At 31.0% G+C, this 17,089-nt stretch carries 12 protein-coding genes; all 12 read left to right on the top strand.

Features of this window, described 5'->3' with window-relative positions; translation table 11 throughout:
* Positions 1–7 precede the first annotated feature (7 nt).
* On the top strand, positions 8–2,518 hold the full coding sequence (locus tag T483_RS0100395) for a TIM-barrel domain-containing protein (RefSeq protein ID WP_026885020.1): 2,511 nt from the start codon (positions 8–10) through the stop codon (positions 2,516–2,518).
* Positions 2,519–2,710: 192 nt separating this feature from the next.
* A complete protein-coding gene (locus tag T483_RS0100390) occupies positions 2,711–3,652 on the top strand; it encodes an alpha/beta fold hydrolase (RefSeq protein WP_026885019.1) in 942 nt (313 codons plus the stop codon).
* Positions 3,653–3,749: 97 nt separating this feature from the next.
* The gene (locus tag T483_RS0100385; protein ID WP_026885018.1) at positions 3,750–6,239 is read left to right on the top strand and encodes a TIM-barrel domain-containing protein; all 2,490 of its coding nucleotides are present in this window, start codon (positions 3,750–3,752) and stop codon (positions 6,237–6,239) included.
* A gap of 329 nt (positions 6,240–6,568) precedes the next feature.
* Positions 6,569–7,429, top strand: a complete 861-nt coding sequence (locus T483_RS0100380) for a Cof-type HAD-IIB family hydrolase (RefSeq protein WP_026885017.1) — start codon at positions 6,569–6,571, stop codon at positions 7,427–7,429.
* A gap of 446 nt (positions 7,430–7,875) precedes the next feature.
* Positions 7,876–9,162, top strand: coding sequence for an MFS transporter (locus tag T483_RS0100375; protein WP_026885016.1), 1,287 nt, complete (start codon positions 7,876–7,878; stop codon positions 9,160–9,162).
* A 381-nt stretch (positions 9,163–9,543) separates the two neighbouring features.
* Positions 9,544–10,593, top strand: a complete 1,050-nt coding sequence (locus T483_RS0100370) for a LacI family DNA-binding transcriptional regulator (protein WP_026885015.1) — start codon at positions 9,544–9,546, stop codon at positions 10,591–10,593.
* A gap of 12 nt (positions 10,594–10,605) precedes the next feature.
* Positions 10,606–11,346 carry a sugar phosphate isomerase/epimerase family protein gene (locus T483_RS0100365; RefSeq protein WP_026885014.1) on the top strand — a complete coding sequence of 247 codons (741 nt, stop codon included), beginning with the start codon at positions 10,606–10,608 and terminating at the stop codon, positions 11,344–11,346.
* A 24-nt stretch (positions 11,347–11,370) separates the two neighbouring features.
* Positions 11,371–12,336: a sugar kinase gene (locus tag T483_RS0100360; protein WP_026885013.1), complete on the top strand. Its 966-nt coding sequence runs from the start codon at positions 11,371–11,373 to the stop codon at positions 12,334–12,336.
* A gap of 17 nt (positions 12,337–12,353) precedes the next feature.
* The gene (locus T483_RS0100355; protein ID WP_026885012.1) at positions 12,354–12,977 is read left to right on the top strand and encodes an orotidine 5'-phosphate decarboxylase / HUMPS family protein; all 624 of its coding nucleotides are present in this window, start codon (positions 12,354–12,356) and stop codon (positions 12,975–12,977) included.
* Positions 12,974–13,516, top strand: coding sequence for a 6-phospho-3-hexuloisomerase (gene hxlB / locus T483_RS0100350; protein ID WP_026885011.1), 543 nt, complete (start codon positions 12,974–12,976; stop codon positions 13,514–13,516). Before T483_RS0100355 ends, hxlB begins: the two co-directional genes overlap by 4 nt.
* A 39-nt stretch (positions 13,517–13,555) precedes the next feature.
* Complete coding sequence (gene fsa, locus T483_RS0100345; protein WP_026885010.1) at positions 13,556–14,203, top strand: fructose-6-phosphate aldolase; 648 nt, start codon at positions 13,556–13,558, stop codon at positions 14,201–14,203.
* A 675-nt stretch (positions 14,204–14,878) separates the two neighbouring features.
* Positions 14,879–16,870: a transketolase gene (tkt, locus tag T483_RS0100335; RefSeq protein WP_026885009.1), complete on the top strand. Its 1,992-nt coding sequence runs from the start codon at positions 14,879–14,881 to the stop codon at positions 16,868–16,870.
* Positions 16,871–17,089: the final 219 nt, after the last annotated feature.

Raw genomic sequence — 17,089 nt, 5'->3', positions numbered from 1 at the left:
AAATTATATGTTATTAAAGCAATTTATATCTATGAAAAAAACGCAGAATGGTTATTTGGTAAAGGGTGATACGGCAGATATAAAGATAATTTTTATGTCAGATGATATTATACGTGTTAGAGCCTCTTTTGATAGGAAGTTTGAGGAAGCATCTTATACATTGGTTACTACCGCGTGGGAAGATCGTTTAGATTCTTTGCTTGCAGAAGAACGTAAAAGAATAGAAGCATTAGATATTCCTTTTGAAGAAAATGAGAAAGAAATTATATTTTATACAAAAACGTTAAAAATAGTACTAGCCAAATCGCCATTATATTTTTCTGTATATAAATTAAATGGGGAAAAGATATACAGTGATCTTGTTGATAGAGCTTTTGAATGTGACCAGCTAGGAAGAGTTTCTCATTATAATGAAGTAGACTTGCAAAATGATCATTTCTATGGATTTGGTGAAAAGACAGGAAAGTTAGATAAAATGGGTAGAAGAATGCGTATGTCACCTAAGGATGCAATTGGGCATGATCCTGAATTTGGTGATCCTTTATATAAACATATCCCATTTTATATTAAGTTAAATAATGACAATCATCATGCTATGGGACTCTTCTATCATAATTCCCATGATTCAGTATTTGATATGGGTAATGAAATCAGTGGATATTGGCCTCGTTATAGTTACTATCAGGCTGATGGAGGAGATATTGATTTATTCTTTATTAATGGACCCAAAGTTGAACAAGTTTTAGATAATTACACAAAACTTACAGGAAAGCAGGCAATGCCTCCTAAACAAAGCTTAGGTTATACAGCTTCTACAATGTATTATGCTGAACTTGAAAAAGATTGCGATAAGGAAATATATGAAGTAATTAAAAAGCATTTTGATGAAAAAATGTATATAGACAACTTTAAATTAGCATCTGGTTATTCCTCTGGAGAAGAAGATAATTTAAGATATATTTTCAATTGGAACAAAAAGAGATTTCCGAATCCAGATGAATTTATGGAAAAAATGAATGAAATGGGCCTTAATGTTATACCAAATTTAAAACCAGGGATCTTAGCTAAGCATCCTTATAAAAAAGAATTTGAAGAAAATGAAGTATTTATTAAAAATCCAGATGGAAAAGGAGATTATAATGGCCGTTGGTGGGGCGGTGTTGGACGATTTGTAGATTTTACTAAGCCATCAGGTAGAGAAACGTGGAAGAAGCTACTTAAAGAAAATATTTTAAGTAAAGGAACTATAACTGTTTGGAATGATAACTGTGAATATGATGGAATAGAGGATCGTAATGCTGTATGTGATTTTGATGGAAAACCAGGCACTATGGCTGAACTTAAGATAATGCATTCTAATTTAATGGCTTATGTTGGAAAGCAAGCTGTAGCTGAACTTTATCCAAACCGCCGTCCATATATTATAAACCGTGCTGGATTTGCAGGTATTCAAAGGTATGCACAAACATGGGCAGGGGATAATTTAACAGACTGGCGTACATTAAAATTTAATATAGCAACTATTGTTGGAATGGGATTATCAGGGGTAGCAAATACAGGTTGTGATATCGGAGGTTTTGCAGGAGGTGCTCCAGAGGGAGAACTATTACTAAGATGGATTCAAAATGGTATATTCCAGCCAAGATTCTGTATTAATTCAGCTAATAATGATAATACTGTTACTCAGCCATGGATGTATGAAGAAAATAATGAATTTGTACGTAATGCATATAATCAGCGTTATAGAATGTTACCGTATTTATATTCTTTAATGTATGAAGCTCATACTACTGGTAAATCAATAATGCGTCCACTACTCATGGAATTCCAAGATGATGTTAATTGTTATGATGATAAATATATGACATTTATGTTTGGGCCATCTGTTTTAGTTGCAAATGTATTGGAAAAGGGAGCGAAGTATAGAAAACTTTATTTGCCAGAAGGCTGTACTTGGTATGATATGAATAACAATATGGCTGCATATAAAGGCGGACAAGAAATAGAAATTCCAGTTACCCTTAACAGCATTCCTATGTTCTTAAGAGGAGATGGAATTTTCATAACAAATGAAGAAGTAAAGCATATTACTACTGATAAGATGAAGATATTAGACATTTTAATAGGAGGAGAAGCAGAAAGAAGCTTCAATTTCTATAATGATGATGGTGTAACTAATGATTTTGAAAAAGGTATATATGAAAATACAGAAATTAATGTAAGCGGTGGAGCACGTAAGAAAATTTCTTTCAAAACAACAGGAAGTTATGAAAGTGGAATATCTGATCTTACAATTAAATTAGTAAGTAAAGATAAAGGTGCATATTGGGCTTCTGTAGATAATGAACAAATACCTCGTTTCTTAAATAAATCATCTTGGGAAAAAGCAGAACAAGGATGGTACTATGAATTATCAGACAGAACAGTATTAGTAAAATGCAAGAAACCAGCAAAGAAAGAATTTGAAATTATAATTTCTTGTGAAAGATTTGATTTAATTGGCATGGGAGACGAATAAGACCTAATACTTAAATCTGGACTTATGCTATGACTCGCCGAAAGGACAGCTACCCTGATGTAACACTACACAAAAGAGTACCTATCATTTCTGGTAAAGCATATTTTTAAATGCATAAGTCCAAGCTGTAAGGTGTTTATCTAATAATTGAAAAGGTAGTTTAAGAATTTATATAAGCAAAGGAGATTTATTATGGCATTTCAAGAAAAAAGTTTTGAATCATTTAATAAAATAGATATGGTACAAGCTTGGATTTATACTCCTTTTTGTAAACCAAGGGGAATTATCCAGCTTGTGCATGGTTATCATGAACATTCACGTAGATATATGCACATGATATTAAAATTGAATGACGCAGGTTTTATAGTTGCAGCGGATGATCATGTAGGTCATGGAAAAACCGCTTATGTTTCAAACAATTGGAGTGATTGGGGAGATAAAGGTTATATGACAATGGTGGAAGATGAACATACTCTTCGCAAAATTGTCCAAGACGAATATCCTGATTTACCTTATTTCATGTTTGGACATAGTATGGGATCAATGATTGCTAGATGTTATTCTACTATTTATGGAGAAGGAATTGATGGTTTGATTTTATGTGGAACTTCAGGAGTAATTCCAACAGCGAGTTCAGTAATACCTGTTTTTAAAAATTTAATAGATGAAGGCAAGGGGGAAGATGTTGATCCTTCTTGCTTAGAGATGCTCATGGGGTGGATGTGGAATACAGAACGTTATGAAGAAAATCCTGTTACTTCAAATACCTGGGCATGTGGTGATCCTGATGTAAATGCGGACCATGCAAGAGATATATATAGTGATCTTCTAATGCAGCCTAATATACGTTCACTATATTATTTTGCGAATTTGATGAATGATATTGTTGGAATTAAGTGGGCAGAAAAAGTGCCAACATCAATTAAAGTTTACAATATTGCAGGAGATAAAGATCCAGTTGGTCTGTACGGAGAAGGCGTTTATGCTGTGTCGAATTGGCTTGCAGAAACAGGGCACATGGTAAAGACAAAAGTTTATTCAGGATATCGTCATGAAATACAATATTATTTAGATATTAGGGATGAAGTTGAAGATGGAGTCATAGATTTTGTGAACTGTATTATTGAGAAGTAGATAAGCATTTCTCAGTTTGCTAAAATAGTTGATAAGATGAGGCTTATATTGTAAATAAGGTAAAAATTATAAAATAAATATACTAGGAGATAGCATTATGAAGATAAGTAATAAAATTATAAGTCTAAAAAATATTGATAATTATTTAGAAATCACTACCAATGCAGCTAAATATAGAATTATACTTTTAAATGATGATATAGTAAGAATTCGCTGTACTTTTGATGAGGAGTTTCAAGAAGAAGCATCATACGCTTTAGTTATGACAGCTTGGAAAGATAAAATGGACGAGTTATTAAAAGATGAAAGAAAACAAGTAGAGGCAATTAGCAGCAGATATGAAGATTTAGGTAATTATATTGTATTAGCTACAAAAAGTATAAATATAAATATTTATAAAGAACCTTTTGGAGTAGAGATTACAGATAAGCAAGGTAATATACTACATTCAGATTTAAAAGAAAAATCATATGTAAAAGATAGCTTAGGAAGAATTTATCATTATTCATGTATGGATGATGAAGATTATTTCTATGGATTTGGAGAAAAAGCTGGGTATTTAAATAAGAAAAAGAGAAGAATGAGAATGCATAATGTGGATACTATAGGATATGATTCAGAACATACAGATCCATTATATAAGCATATACCTTTTTATATAAAATTTAATAATAAAAATAACATAGCTAGCGGAATATTCTATAACAATTCATATGATTCTACCTTTGATATGGGATGTGAAAGAAGTGGGTATTGGAATAAATACAGTTATTTCTGTGCTGATGGTGGAGAATTAGATACATTTTTTATTTATGGACCTAAAATCAAAGATGTGGTGAGAAATTATACTGATTTAACAGGAAAAACTGCAATGTCTACAAAGTGCTCATTAGGATATATGGGATCAACTATGTATTACACAGAATTAGATAAAGATTCAGATAAAGCTATCTTACGATTTTTAGATAGATGTAAGGAAGAAGGAATTCCTTGTGATGGTTTCTTTATGTCATCAGGATATACTACAGGGGAAGATGGAAAGCGATATGTGTTCAATTGGAATTATGATAGATTTAAAAATCCAGCAGACTTTGTAAGTCAATTGAATGAAAAAGGGGCTTGTGTAGCACCTAACATAAAACCAGGTATGTTAATTTCTAATCCGCTATACAAAGAATTTGATGAAGCTGGTGCTTATATAAAGGATGACGAAGGAGAAAAATCTCAAACAGATAGATATTGGGGAGGTCAAGCTTCTTTTGTAGATTTTACAAATCCTAAGGGAAGAGAATTATGGAAAAAGCATTTAAAAGAATCTTTAGTTTCATTAGGGATTACATCTATATGGAATGATAACAATGAGTATGAAATAAATAATACGGAAGCAATTTGTCATTTTGAGGGTATGAAGAAAGAAATAAGTGGCTTAAGACCAATAATGCCAAATTTAATGGCACTTATGGCAAAGGAAACAGTCACAGAAGTTTATCCCAATATAAGACCATATATAGTGAATAGGGCTGGATTTGCAGGAATTCAACGTTACGCTCAAACATGGGCTGGAGATAATAATACATGCTGGAAGAGTTTAAAATTCAATATTCCAGTAATGCTTGGAATGGGACTTTCAGGAGTTGCAAATCAAGGATGTGATATAGGAGGATTTTTTGGACCAGCACCTGAGCCGGAGCTATTTGTAAGATGGGTTCAAAACGGAATATTCCAACCAAGGTTTTCAATTCATTCTTGTAATACTGATAATACTGTTACAGAACCATGGATGTATCCATCTTATACAAAATATATAAAAGAAGCTATAAAACTTAGATATAAATTAGTACCATACTTATATTCATTATTATTTGAAGCATCTAAAGAGGGATCACCAATTATGAGGCCTTTAATATATGAATTCCAAGATGATAAAAAATTACTTGAGGAAAGCTTTGATTTTATGCTTGGAAGTTCTATTTTGATTGCAAACGTCCTAGAAAAAGGTGCAAAAACAAGAAAAGTATATTTACCTGAAGGAGCTGTTTGGTTTGATTGGGATACAAAACAGACATATGAAGGTGGACAGACGATTGAAGTTGAAGTTTCATTAAACTCAATTCCTATGTTCTTTAGAAGTGGAGCAATAATTCCAATTGCTGAAGGCTTAACTAATATTCATAATGATTCAATAGAAACACTTAAGCTTCTAATAGAGCCATCAGAGGAATCAAGCTTTGTATTATATGAAGACGATGGTGTAACTAATAAATACAAAAATGGTGAATACTTAAAGACGTTAATATCAGTGAAGCGAGAGAATAGTGTTAAAATTGCATTTGAAAAAGAAGGCGGATATGACAAGCAGCCTAAAGAAATTAATATAGATTTAATATGTAAGGATATAGCTCCAGTTCAAGTTAACTTAAGAGATAAAAAGCTTGCCATGTTCCTAGATATAAAAGAATGGGAATTAAGCGAAGAAGGTTGGTATTTTGATATAGAACAAAAAACAACTAAAATAAAATATCGGAATATAACCGAAAATTATGATCTTAATGTTAATTTTAGTGTTAAAGACTTAATTTCTATATAAATTTTAATGTTCGGAGATATAGATAAAGATAAAAATATATATTAAAATAAAATTTACGTTAAAGATTATTCTATTACATTTAGTTTTTATCTCTATGAGGAACTATGGTAATAGTTGTAATAATGTAAATGAAAAAAGTAATATGAATGAATAGAAAATAAAATTAATATTTAATGCTATTTAGTATTTAAGGCTAGAGAAGAAACATCTTTAGCCTTATTTTTTTTGTATTATAGTATATAATAGAAATTATAGGTAAATATTTTACGAGAAAATTTTGAGTAAATACATGTTGTAGAATATATAAACGAGTATGGAGGGATTAAGAGATGATAAAACTTATTGCGGCTGATATGGATGGAACACTGCTTAATAGCAATCATAAGATATCAAAGGAAAATATAGAAGCTATAAAAGTGGCTGAGAAAATGGGAGTAAAATTTGCAATTTCTACTGGAAGAATGTATGAAGATGTTAAACCTTTGCTTGATGAATCTAATTTAAAATGTCAATGTGTGGTTCTAAATGGCGGCGAATACATAGATGAGAATGGAAAAGTATTAGAAGGAATCTACATTGATAGTAAGCAAGCAAGAGAAATTATAGATATGATATTAAAGGAAAAAATTATAGCTGAAATTTATACTAATGATGGATTATATAGTGTAAATACAAGAGAGGAAGCATTAACTGAAGTTGCATACAGAATTATGGTGTTCGACCCAGAAACAACGTTTGAAGATGCTATGGAAATAGCTAAAAGTCATCCTCATTTTATTAATTTAAAATATGTTGAAAACATAAACGATTTTTTAAATAGCAATGTTAAGATAGGAAAATTTGTTGCGTTTTATAATGATGAAGAAACAACTAAAAAGGTAAAGAGCAAATTGGAGTCAATAGGGGAACTTGCTATAGCATCAACATTTACTAAAAATATAGAAATAAATAATAAAAATGCACAAAAGGGATTAATATTAGCAAGAGTTGCGGAAAAAATGGGGATAAAAAGAGATGAAGTAATGGTTATTGGGGATAGTTTTAATGATTACTCAATGTTTACTGAATTTAATGAATCTGTTGCTATGGAAAATGCAGTACCGGAAATAAAAGAAATAGCAAAATATATAACTGATACCAATGATAATGCTGGAGTTGCTAAAGCTATTTATAAGGCTCTGAATTTATAGAACAAACTATCTTAAAAAATAAATTTGTATATATAGTTTATATGCGTAATATTAAACCACTAATTTCTAGAGTAAAGCCGTCTAGAACTATAGTGGCTTTTTTATTATACAGATAATCAATTTTAACTTTTTATAAATACTACTTGACATCTTTTGGTGAAAGCGTTAACATTATATTAAGTTTAGAAACCGGTTAACTAAAACGATAAACTAAAGCAAAAGTATAAAAAACATTGAAATTTAAACTCAAGTTTTAAAAATTAAAAAATATTTGAGATAGTTCTAATACGGGTGGGGGAATGCAAGAAATTAATCGATAGTATTATAAGCTGATTGAGGGAATAATAAATTTCTTAAAGTAAATAAATGGTTGTACAATAAAGCTGAAATTGTTTTTAATTATTAAATTATATGGAATTAAAATAATTATTATGGGAGGATATAAAATGGATAAATCAAGTATTCAATTAACTTCTAAAAGGTGGAAAAGATTAATACCAGTAGCATTTATTACTTATAGCCTAGCTTACTTGGATCGTGCAAATTATAGTTTTGGTGTTGCAGGAGGCATGGGTGAATCTTTGCATATTACAGCATCAATAGCGTCACTTCTATCTGCATTATTTTTCTTAGGCTATTTCTTTTTCCAAGTACCAGCAGCATGGTTTGCAGAAAAGAAAAGTGCTAAAAAATTAGTTTTTTGGAGTTTAATATTCTGGGGTATACTAGCTACTTCAAATGGTTTGATAACGAATGTAAAAGTTTTAATGGTTACTAGATTCATACTTGGAATAATTGAAAGCGCTGTTATGCCAGCTATGTTGATTTTTTTAAGTAATTGGTTCACAAAAAAAGAACGTTCAAGAGCAAATACATTTCTAATTTTAGGTAATCCAGCTACTGTTTTATGGATGTCTATTATATCTGGATATTTAGTAAATTCTGTAGGATGGAGATGGATGTTTATACTTGAAGGGATACCACCAATTTTATGGGCATTCTTTTGGTTAAAACTTTCAGATAATAAACCAAAGGAAGCAAAATGGTTAACTGAACAGGAAAAGAAAGATATTGAGATGGTGATGGAGGAAGAACAAAAAGGTATAAAACCAGTGAAAAATTATAGAGAAGCATTTAAATCACCTAAGGTAATAATTTTATCATTTCAATATTTCTTCTGGAGTATAGGGGTATATGGTTTTGTAATGTGGTTGCCATCTATTCTAAAGGCAAGTCCTCAAATTGGTATTGTTTCAGCAGGGTGGTTATCATCGTTGCCATATGCTTTAGCAGTAGTATTGATGTTAGTATCATCTTATTATTCGGATCGTACCGGAAATAGAAAGACATTTGTTTGGGTATACTTATTAATAGGTACAATTGCATTTTTTGGCTCATATTTAATTGGAACTTCAAACTTTTGGCTATCATATATTTTACTTGTAATTGCAGGAGGGGTTATGTATGCACCTTATGGACCATTTTTTGCAATAATTACAGAAATATTGCCTAAGAATGTATCAGGAGGAGCAAGTGCCTTAATCAATAGCATGGGCGCATTAGGATCATTTGTAGGGTCGTATGTAGTGGGATATTTGAATGGTATAACAGGTTCAGTAGATGCATCATATGTATTTATGTCAGGTTCACTTTTATTAGCAGTATTTTTAATGATTGCTGTTAGAACTTCTAAGGCATCTAATAAAATAGAAAATACAGTTGAGGTATCATAAATTAGAAATTCAATAAGTTATTGAATTTAGAGTATGAAAAGAATCACATATAATTAAACCTAGTATTAAAGAAATAGGGATAAGCCTTTTATTTAAAGTTTTTGAAAATGATATCTAGAATAATAAACTTAATCAGATAAATATATAAATGATATATAGTAATGGCTTGACATTTTTTGGTGAAAGTCTTAACATTATATTGTCAATTTAGAAACCGGTAAACTAAACCGATAATCCATGGTGAATAGGATTATTGAAATAATTTAATCTGATTGGGTTAATTAATAAATATGTTAAAGAAAAATAGAGAACAATAGCATAAATTATTGAATCTTTGACAGTTAAGATTGATAATAAAAGTATTGAATGGAGGAATAAGTTATGCTGAAAAATTCTACAGATAAACAAAAGAACGTAACAATTTCAGATGTTGCTGCTTATGTAGGAGTCTCTAAGACAACAATATCTAGATATCTAAACAAAAACTTTGAATTTATGTCACAAGAAACTCAAGAAAAAATAGATGAAGCAATTAAAGTATTAAAATATAGACCTAATCGTATAGCTCAAACGCTAAAAGCTAAAAATTCTAATATAATTGGGGTAACAATTGCAGATATAGGAAATCCATTTTCTTCATTACTCATTAAGGGTATAAATGACGTATGTAGAGCAAATAATTATCAGTTACTTGTAACAAATGCTGATAATTTAGCAGAGAGAGAAAAAGAGAATATAGAATCACTGTTAGACAGCCAAGTTGATGGGTTACTAGTTAACACTGCAGGTAATAACTATAAATACTTAGAAGAGTTTAAGGATAGTGATAATTTTAAACCAATAGTATTATTGGATAGATTTATAAATCCATTAATTTATGATTCAGTGACAATGAATAATGCAGAGGTAACAAAAAATATATTAGATGAGTTGTTCAAGAATGATTATGATCATTATGTATACTTTTCAGAAGACATAAATGGGATAAGTTCAAGGCTAGAGAGAAAGAAAGCAATGGAAGAATTTCTATCTAGAAATCCAAGCACATCAGGAGAAACTAATATTATCAAAAAAGATGATACAAAAGAGATAAAAGAAAAAATAGAGAATATCCTAAATAAAAATAGAGATAAGAATGTTTGCTTTTTTGCAAATAATGATGAAATTCTAAAGGTTCTTGTAGAGTGTTTATATGATTTAAAGATAAAGATTGGAGTAGATATCGGTATTTTTGGCTTTGCCGAAGAAAAATGGGCGCGATTAATTGGTCCTGGTATTACATCAATAGATGAGAATCCATATGAAATGGGAGAAAGAGCAGCTAAGCTACTATTTGAAAGAATAGATGGAAGTAGAACAGATGATTTTATATTAGAAGAAATTCCGGTTAAAATACATCTAAATTACTCAACAAGAAATATAAAAAGATAAGTGGGGATAATTATGAATCAACTAGGTATAAATTTATTAGTATTCAAAAGCGAATTAGATAAAGGGATAAAACAACAACAAATATTAGAGCAAATACAGGCGTTAGATGTTTCTATAGTTGAAATAAGAAGAGAATATTTAAAGAACTTAGCGGAAGAAATTCTGATTATAAATAAATTAGCCAAAGAATTTGGAACAGAATTATATTATTCAGTTCCAGAGAAAGTAGCTTGCGAAAAGATATTAAATCCAGATATTAAAGCTTATTTTGAGGAAGCAAAACTGATGGGGGCAACTCATATAAAATTTAATATAGGTGACTTAGAAGATTTAAGCTTAGATGAAATAAAAAAATTAAGAGATATTATTGATAAATTTCAAATTAAAGTAACAATAGAAAATGATCAAACGCCTGAGAATGGAAATTTGAAATGTATAATAAATGCTATTGATATTATAAATAAAAATTCATTACCAATCGGATATACTTTCGACTTAGGAAATTGGTATTGGCAGAATGAAGATCCTGAAAATGCATTTGATATCTTACATTCAGCTATTACAGTATTTCATTTAAAAAATGTAGATTTTCTAAATGATAAGCCTACTACAACTCTACTGTCAAAAGGACAAATTAATTGGACGGCAATGTTAAAGAAGTTATCTAATAATGTGCCAGTAATTATCGAATATCCAATTAGAAATGAAGATATACGAGGGGAATTAGAGGAAGTAAGAAAAGTTTTGCTATAGAGTGCAAGAGAAAGGGTGAAAAAAATGAGTGAGATTATTACAATCGGTGAACCAATGGTAATGTTTTTAGCAGACACTAAAGAGCATCTTAGCAGCGTAGAACATTTTACAAGGTTAATTGCTGGAGCAGAACTTAATGTAGCTATGGGACTAAGAAGACTTGGACATACAGTTACATATATAAGCCAAGTAGGAGAAGATCCATTTGGGCAATATGTAAAGAAATATCTAGAAAATGAAAATATAGATGCAACTTTTGTAAAGACATATAAAGAAGCACCAACAGGATTTCAATTTAAAAATAGAACTGATGAGGGGGATCCAGAGGTACTATATTTTAGAAAAGGAGCAGCAGCATCAAGAATAACTAAAGATATTTTGAATGAAATAAGTTTTTCAGATGGAAAGGTGCTTCATATTACAGGAATTTTTCCAGCATTAAGCGAAACAACTTTAGAAACAGCATTTAAAGCTATAGAGAAAGCTCACGAGAATGGTATGCTTGTTACTTTTGATCCTAATCCAAGACCAGTGCTATGGGAGAGTCAGGAAAAGATGATTAAGGTGACTAATGAGTTAGCTTTTAAATCAGATATTGTATTACCTGGTTTTAGTGAAGGAAAATTGTTTACAGGGAAAAATTCAAAGGAAGAGATTGCTGAATTTTATTTGGAACAAGGTGTAAAAAAGGTAGTTATAAAGATGGGAACTACTGGCTCATATTCTAGGGAGAAATTAGAAAATGGACAAATAAAAGAGGCTGAATGTCCAAGCTTTGAGGTCCCAGTTCTAGATACAGTAGGAGCTGGAGATGGATTTGCAGCAGGTGTTATTAGCGGAATCTTAGAAAATCTTGAAGATAATAAAATTTTAGAAAGAGGAAATGCCATTGGTGGAATTCAAGTAATGCACCTAAGTGATAATGATGGATTACCAACAGTGGATGAATTAAGTAATTTTTTGAGAAATTATAAGAGAAAAGTTTCATAAGAATTAGGGAGGATAAAATGAGGTTACAAGTTGCAATAGATAGGGTGTCTTTAGAGAAAGCAGAAAACTTAGTTAAAAATTTTGATGGATTAGCAGATATTATTGAGATTGGAACATCTTTAATAAAGGATTACGGGCTTCTTAAATTGAAAGATCTAACAACTAAAAGAAAGAAATCTCAAATGCTAGGGGATATAAAAACAAGTGATGAAGGTGCTTATGAATTTGAACAAGGTTTTAAACAAGGATTTGATATCCTAACTGTGATGGGGAGTGCATCACTCGGAACTATAGAAAAGTGTTACGAAGTTTCTGAGCAATATAATGGAACAATGATGATAGACTTATTAGAATGTTCAGATGAAAAAATTAATGAAATATCACATTTCAGCAATGCTATTTATTGCATACATGCGTCTATTGACAAAGAAAAGTTAGCTAATCCAGGTGAAACAGTAAAGAAATTTAAAGAGCAATTTCCTTCAATAAAAAGAATTGCGGTTGCAGGAGGAATCACATTAGATTCTATACCAGAATTGAATAAATATAATATAGAGCTGGTTATAGTTGGGTCAGCAATAACCAGTGCCGATGATAAGATAGAAAGAATAAAAGAGTTTAAAGGAGTAATGGGGAAATGAGAGTAATAGATCAAATATTAGAAGAAATTAAAGATGTAATAAGCAAAGTTGATGAAGAAGAGATAAAAAAAATAATGGGTGTATTACAAAAAGAAAGAAAGATTTTTGTAGATGGAGAAGGTCGTAGTGGATTTCAAGCAAAGGGATTTGCAATGCGTTTGATGCATATTGGTTATAATTCTTATGTGATGGGAGAGACAATTACACCAGCTCTAAAAAAGGGAGATATATATGTTGCAATATCAGGTTCTGGGAAAACAAAAAATACATTGAGTAATGCAAAAGCAGCAAAAGATTTAGGCTTAACTATAGTTGGAGTTACAAGTAAAAAGGATTCTTCACTTGCAGAAGTATCAGATTTTGTACTTGAGGTTCCAGGAAAAACAAAGAATGATATCGGTGTTTCATCAATTCAACTACTAAGTTCATTATTTGATCAATCTGTCCATATAGTATTAGATGATTTGTGTTTATTAATGAGTAGAAGAGATAATTTATCAGATAGTGAAGCAGCAAAAAATCATATCAATGTAGAATAATAGTTTTAAGAATTATAGTTAATAAAGGGGTAGATTAAAATGAGATTTTTCTTAGACACAGCAAATGTAGAGCACATTAAAGAAGCAAATGAAATGGGAGTAATATGTGGAGTGACAACAAATCCATCATTGATAGCAAAAGAAGGAAGAGACTTCAATGAAGTTATTAAAGAAATAACAGAAATAGTTGATGGACCAATAAGTGGAGAAGTTGTAAGTGAAGATGCTGAAGGAATGATAAAAGAAGGAAGAGACATAGCGGCAATTCATAAGAATATGATAGTAAAGATTCCAATGACAGCTGAAGGCTTAAAGGCAACTAAAGTATTAGCTAGTGAAGGAATTAAAACAAATGTAACATTAATATTCTCAGCAACACAAGCATTACTTGCAGCAAATGCAGGAGCAACATATGTAAGCCCATTCCTTGGAAGAGTGGATGACATATCAATGATAGGTATGGATTTAGTTAGAGATATAGCAGAAATATTTGCAGTTCACGGAATAGAAACAGAAATAATAGCAGCAAGCGTAAGAAATCCAATTCATGTAATAGAAGCAGCAAAAGCAGGAGCAGATATATCAACGGTTCCTTATAGCTTAGTAATGCAAATGTTAAAACACCCATTAACAGATCAAGGATTAGAAAAATTCAAAGCAGACTGGGCAGCAGCCTTTGGAAAATAATCCGCCGAAATAAGTAACATGCTTTTGTTTCGGTTTCTAAGAAATTTTAACGGGTGCTTCTAAGATTGTAAGTTGTACCCAAAATGCTAGCCTCAAAAACAAGTTTTGAACAAGCATATTGGAACAACTTATAACCTAAGAAGCACAACAGTCAGAATTTCTAATGAAACACTTCACAAAACATGTTCCTTATTTCTAGCATAGATATTTTTCAAAGTATAGTAATAATATAAAGATTAATATCTATGGAGTATATTTTTAAATTACAAGAGTGATTTAAAGATATGATAGCTAGATTCTGAAATTAGGAAGGCATAAATGTTTATGGATAAATATTTTGATATGATGCTTTGGCAAAAGCATGACTATCATTTATTCATGTTCAAAATGCTAAAGATAAAAATATATATTCTTAAGAATATAAGAATGTAAGAAGTTAAGAATGAAAGAATATAGGAATTTAAGAATATATAAATGAAAAATAAAACAATTTAAAAAGAAACCAATAAAAAAGGTAACAATATAAAAAGGTGTAGTAAAATAGGCACCTTTTGAAAAGATAATGAAGGATAGCTAAGATTATTTCAGGTATGAAATGAATGCGAAGCGCAGCATGGGACTTAATTAGCACAAATAAGAACTTATAAAAAATATGTCTAGGAAATGAGGATAAAGATGAGTAGAGAATTAGATAAATTATCTATTAATGCAATAAGAGTATTATCAGCAGATGCTATTGAAAAATCAAAATCAGGACATCCAGGTTTTCCACTTGGATCAGCTGCAATGGCTTATACATTATGGTCTAAGATGAATCATAACGGAAAAAATCCTGAATGGGATAACAGAGATAGATTTGTATTATCAGCAGGACATGGTTCAATGCTTGAATATTCATTGCTACATTTATTTGGATATGGACTTACAGTTGAAGATATTAAAAACTTTAGACAATTCGGAAGTTTAACACCAGGACATCCAGAGTACGGTCATACAAAAGGTGTTGAAATAACAACAGGACCACTTGGACAAGGCATTTGTAATGCAGTAGGTTTTGCTATAGCAGAATCACATCTTGCAGAAAAATTCAATAAACCAGATTATAGTGTAGTTGATCACTATACATATGCTATAGTTGGAGACGGATGTCTTATGGAAGGTATCTCAGGAGAAGCGTCATCTCTTGCTGGAACTTTAGGCCTTGGAAAATTAGTTGTATTGTATGATTCAAACAATATTTCGATTGAAGGAAATACAGACATAGCATTTAGAGAAGATGTAGCAAAGAGATATGAAGCTTATGGATGGCAAGTACTAAATGTAGCAGATGGAAATGATATAGATGCAATAGAAGCGGCTCTAGAAGCAGCTAAAGCAGAAATAACAAAACCATCTATTATAATAGTTAAAAATCAAATTGGTTTTGGATGTCCAGCAAAACAAGGAAAAGCTTCAGCACATGGTGAACCGTTAGGAGCAGACAATGTAACTACTATGAAGGAAAACTTAGGATGGAAGACAGAGCCAGCATTCTACGTACCAGACGAAGTGTACACAAATATGAATGAACTCATCGAAAAAGGTGAAGCTAAAGAAACAGCATGGAAAGAATTATTCAGTGGATATGAAAAAGCTTATCCAGAACTTGCAGCAGAATATACTAAGTGGATGAGTAATGAAATTGATAAAGAAGCTTTATTAAACAATGAAGAACTTTGGAGCTTTGATAAAGAAATGGCTACAAGAGAATCTTCAGGAATAATGATAAATAGATTGGCTAAGCTAATTCCAAACTTTATTGGAGGATCAGCAGATTTAGCTCCATCTAACAAAACTCATATGAACGATAGAGGAGATTTCTCAGCAGAAGATAGAGGTGGATCAAACCTTCACTTTGGAGTTAGAGAACATGCTATGGCAGCTATCGCTAACGGAATGTATGCTCATGGTGGACTTAAAGTATTCTGTGCAACTTTCTTTGTATTTAGTGATTACATGAAAGGTGCTATGAGATTATCAGCGCTTATGAATCTTCCAGTAGCTTATGTATTAACACATGATAGTATTGGAGTAGGGGAAGATGGACCAACTCATGAACCAATAGAACAATTAGCGGCTCTTAGAAGTATGCCAAACATGACAGTATTTAGACCAGCGGATTCTAAGGAAACAGCAGCAGCATGGTATTATGCAGTAACTAATGGAACTACGCCAACATCATTAGTATTAACAAGACAAAAGTTACCACTATATGATGGATGTCCTAAGAGAGCATTAAAGGGAGGATATATCTTAAAAGATTCGAAGAAAGAAACTCCAGATGTACTTTTAATGGCTTCAGGCTCAGAAGTAGAATTAATCTACAAAGCAGCAGATGAATTAGCGGCAAAGGGAATAGACGCAAGAGTTATAAGTATGCCAAGTTTTGAGTTATTTGATGCTCAAGATGAAGCATATAAAGAATCAGTAATGCCAAATAAAGTTCGTGCTAGAGTTGCAGTAGAAGCATTAACAAGCTTTGGATGGCACAAATACGTAGGTCTTGATGGAGATGTTATATCTTTAGATACTTTTGGAGCATCAGGTAAAGCAGAAATTCTATTTGAAAAATTTGGATTTACAGTAGAAAATGTTGTGGATAAGGTTAGTTATGTTTCGAATAAGTAAATTATATTTTACTTATTAGTATGTGTAGATAAAAATAAACTATGAAGATAAAAAGCTGATTATTTATAAATTCCAAAAAAGTGTTTATAATTATATAATAATATTAAAGCCATATAAAAAGATAAATTATTTCTATTTTATATGGCTGTTCTAGTAGATTGACTCAAAAAATGTGTACATTAATAGATAAGTTACATTAGTAATGATAAACAGTAGATT

Source organism: Clostridium beijerinckii HUN142 (assembly GCF_000621745.1).
Classification (GTDB): domain Bacteria; phylum Bacillota; class Clostridia; order Clostridiales; family Clostridiaceae; genus Clostridium; species Clostridium beijerinckii_A.
Note: the sequence above shows the minus strand (reverse complement) of the source record. Positions and strands in the feature narration are given on the sequence as shown.

Excerpts from the sequence above, each read along its gene's own strand:
- T483_RS0100395 (WP_026885020.1), top strand. The coding sequence starts at position 8 with ATGTTATTAAAGCAATTTATATCTATGAAAAAAACGCAGAATGGTTAT.
- T483_RS0100390 (WP_026885019.1), top strand. The coding sequence starts at position 2,711 with ATGGCATTTCAAGAAAAAAGTTTTGAATCATTTAATAAAATAGATATG.
- T483_RS0100385 (WP_026885018.1), top strand. The coding sequence starts at position 3,750 with ATGAAGATAAGTAATAAAATTATAAGTCTAAAAAATATTGATAATTAT.
- T483_RS0100380 (WP_026885017.1), top strand. The coding sequence starts at position 6,569 with ATGATAAAACTTATTGCGGCTGATATGGATGGAACACTGCTTAATAGC.
- T483_RS0100375 (WP_026885016.1), top strand. The coding sequence starts at position 7,876 with ATGGATAAATCAAGTATTCAATTAACTTCTAAAAGGTGGAAAAGATTA.
- T483_RS0100370 (WP_026885015.1), top strand. The coding sequence starts at position 9,544 with ATGCTGAAAAATTCTACAGATAAACAAAAGAACGTAACAATTTCAGAT.
- T483_RS0100365 (WP_026885014.1), top strand. The coding sequence starts at position 10,606 with ATGAATCAACTAGGTATAAATTTATTAGTATTCAAAAGCGAATTAGAT.
- T483_RS0100360 (WP_026885013.1), top strand. The coding sequence starts at position 11,371 with ATGAGTGAGATTATTACAATCGGTGAACCAATGGTAATGTTTTTAGCA.
- T483_RS0100355 (WP_026885012.1), top strand. The coding sequence starts at position 12,354 with ATGAGGTTACAAGTTGCAATAGATAGGGTGTCTTTAGAGAAAGCAGAA.
- hxlB (WP_026885011.1), top strand. The coding sequence starts at position 12,974 with ATGAGAGTAATAGATCAAATATTAGAAGAAATTAAAGATGTAATAAGC.
- fsa (WP_026885010.1), top strand. The coding sequence starts at position 13,556 with ATGAGATTTTTCTTAGACACAGCAAATGTAGAGCACATTAAAGAAGCA.
- tkt (WP_026885009.1), top strand. The coding sequence starts at position 14,879 with ATGAGTAGAGAATTAGATAAATTATCTATTAATGCAATAAGAGTATTA.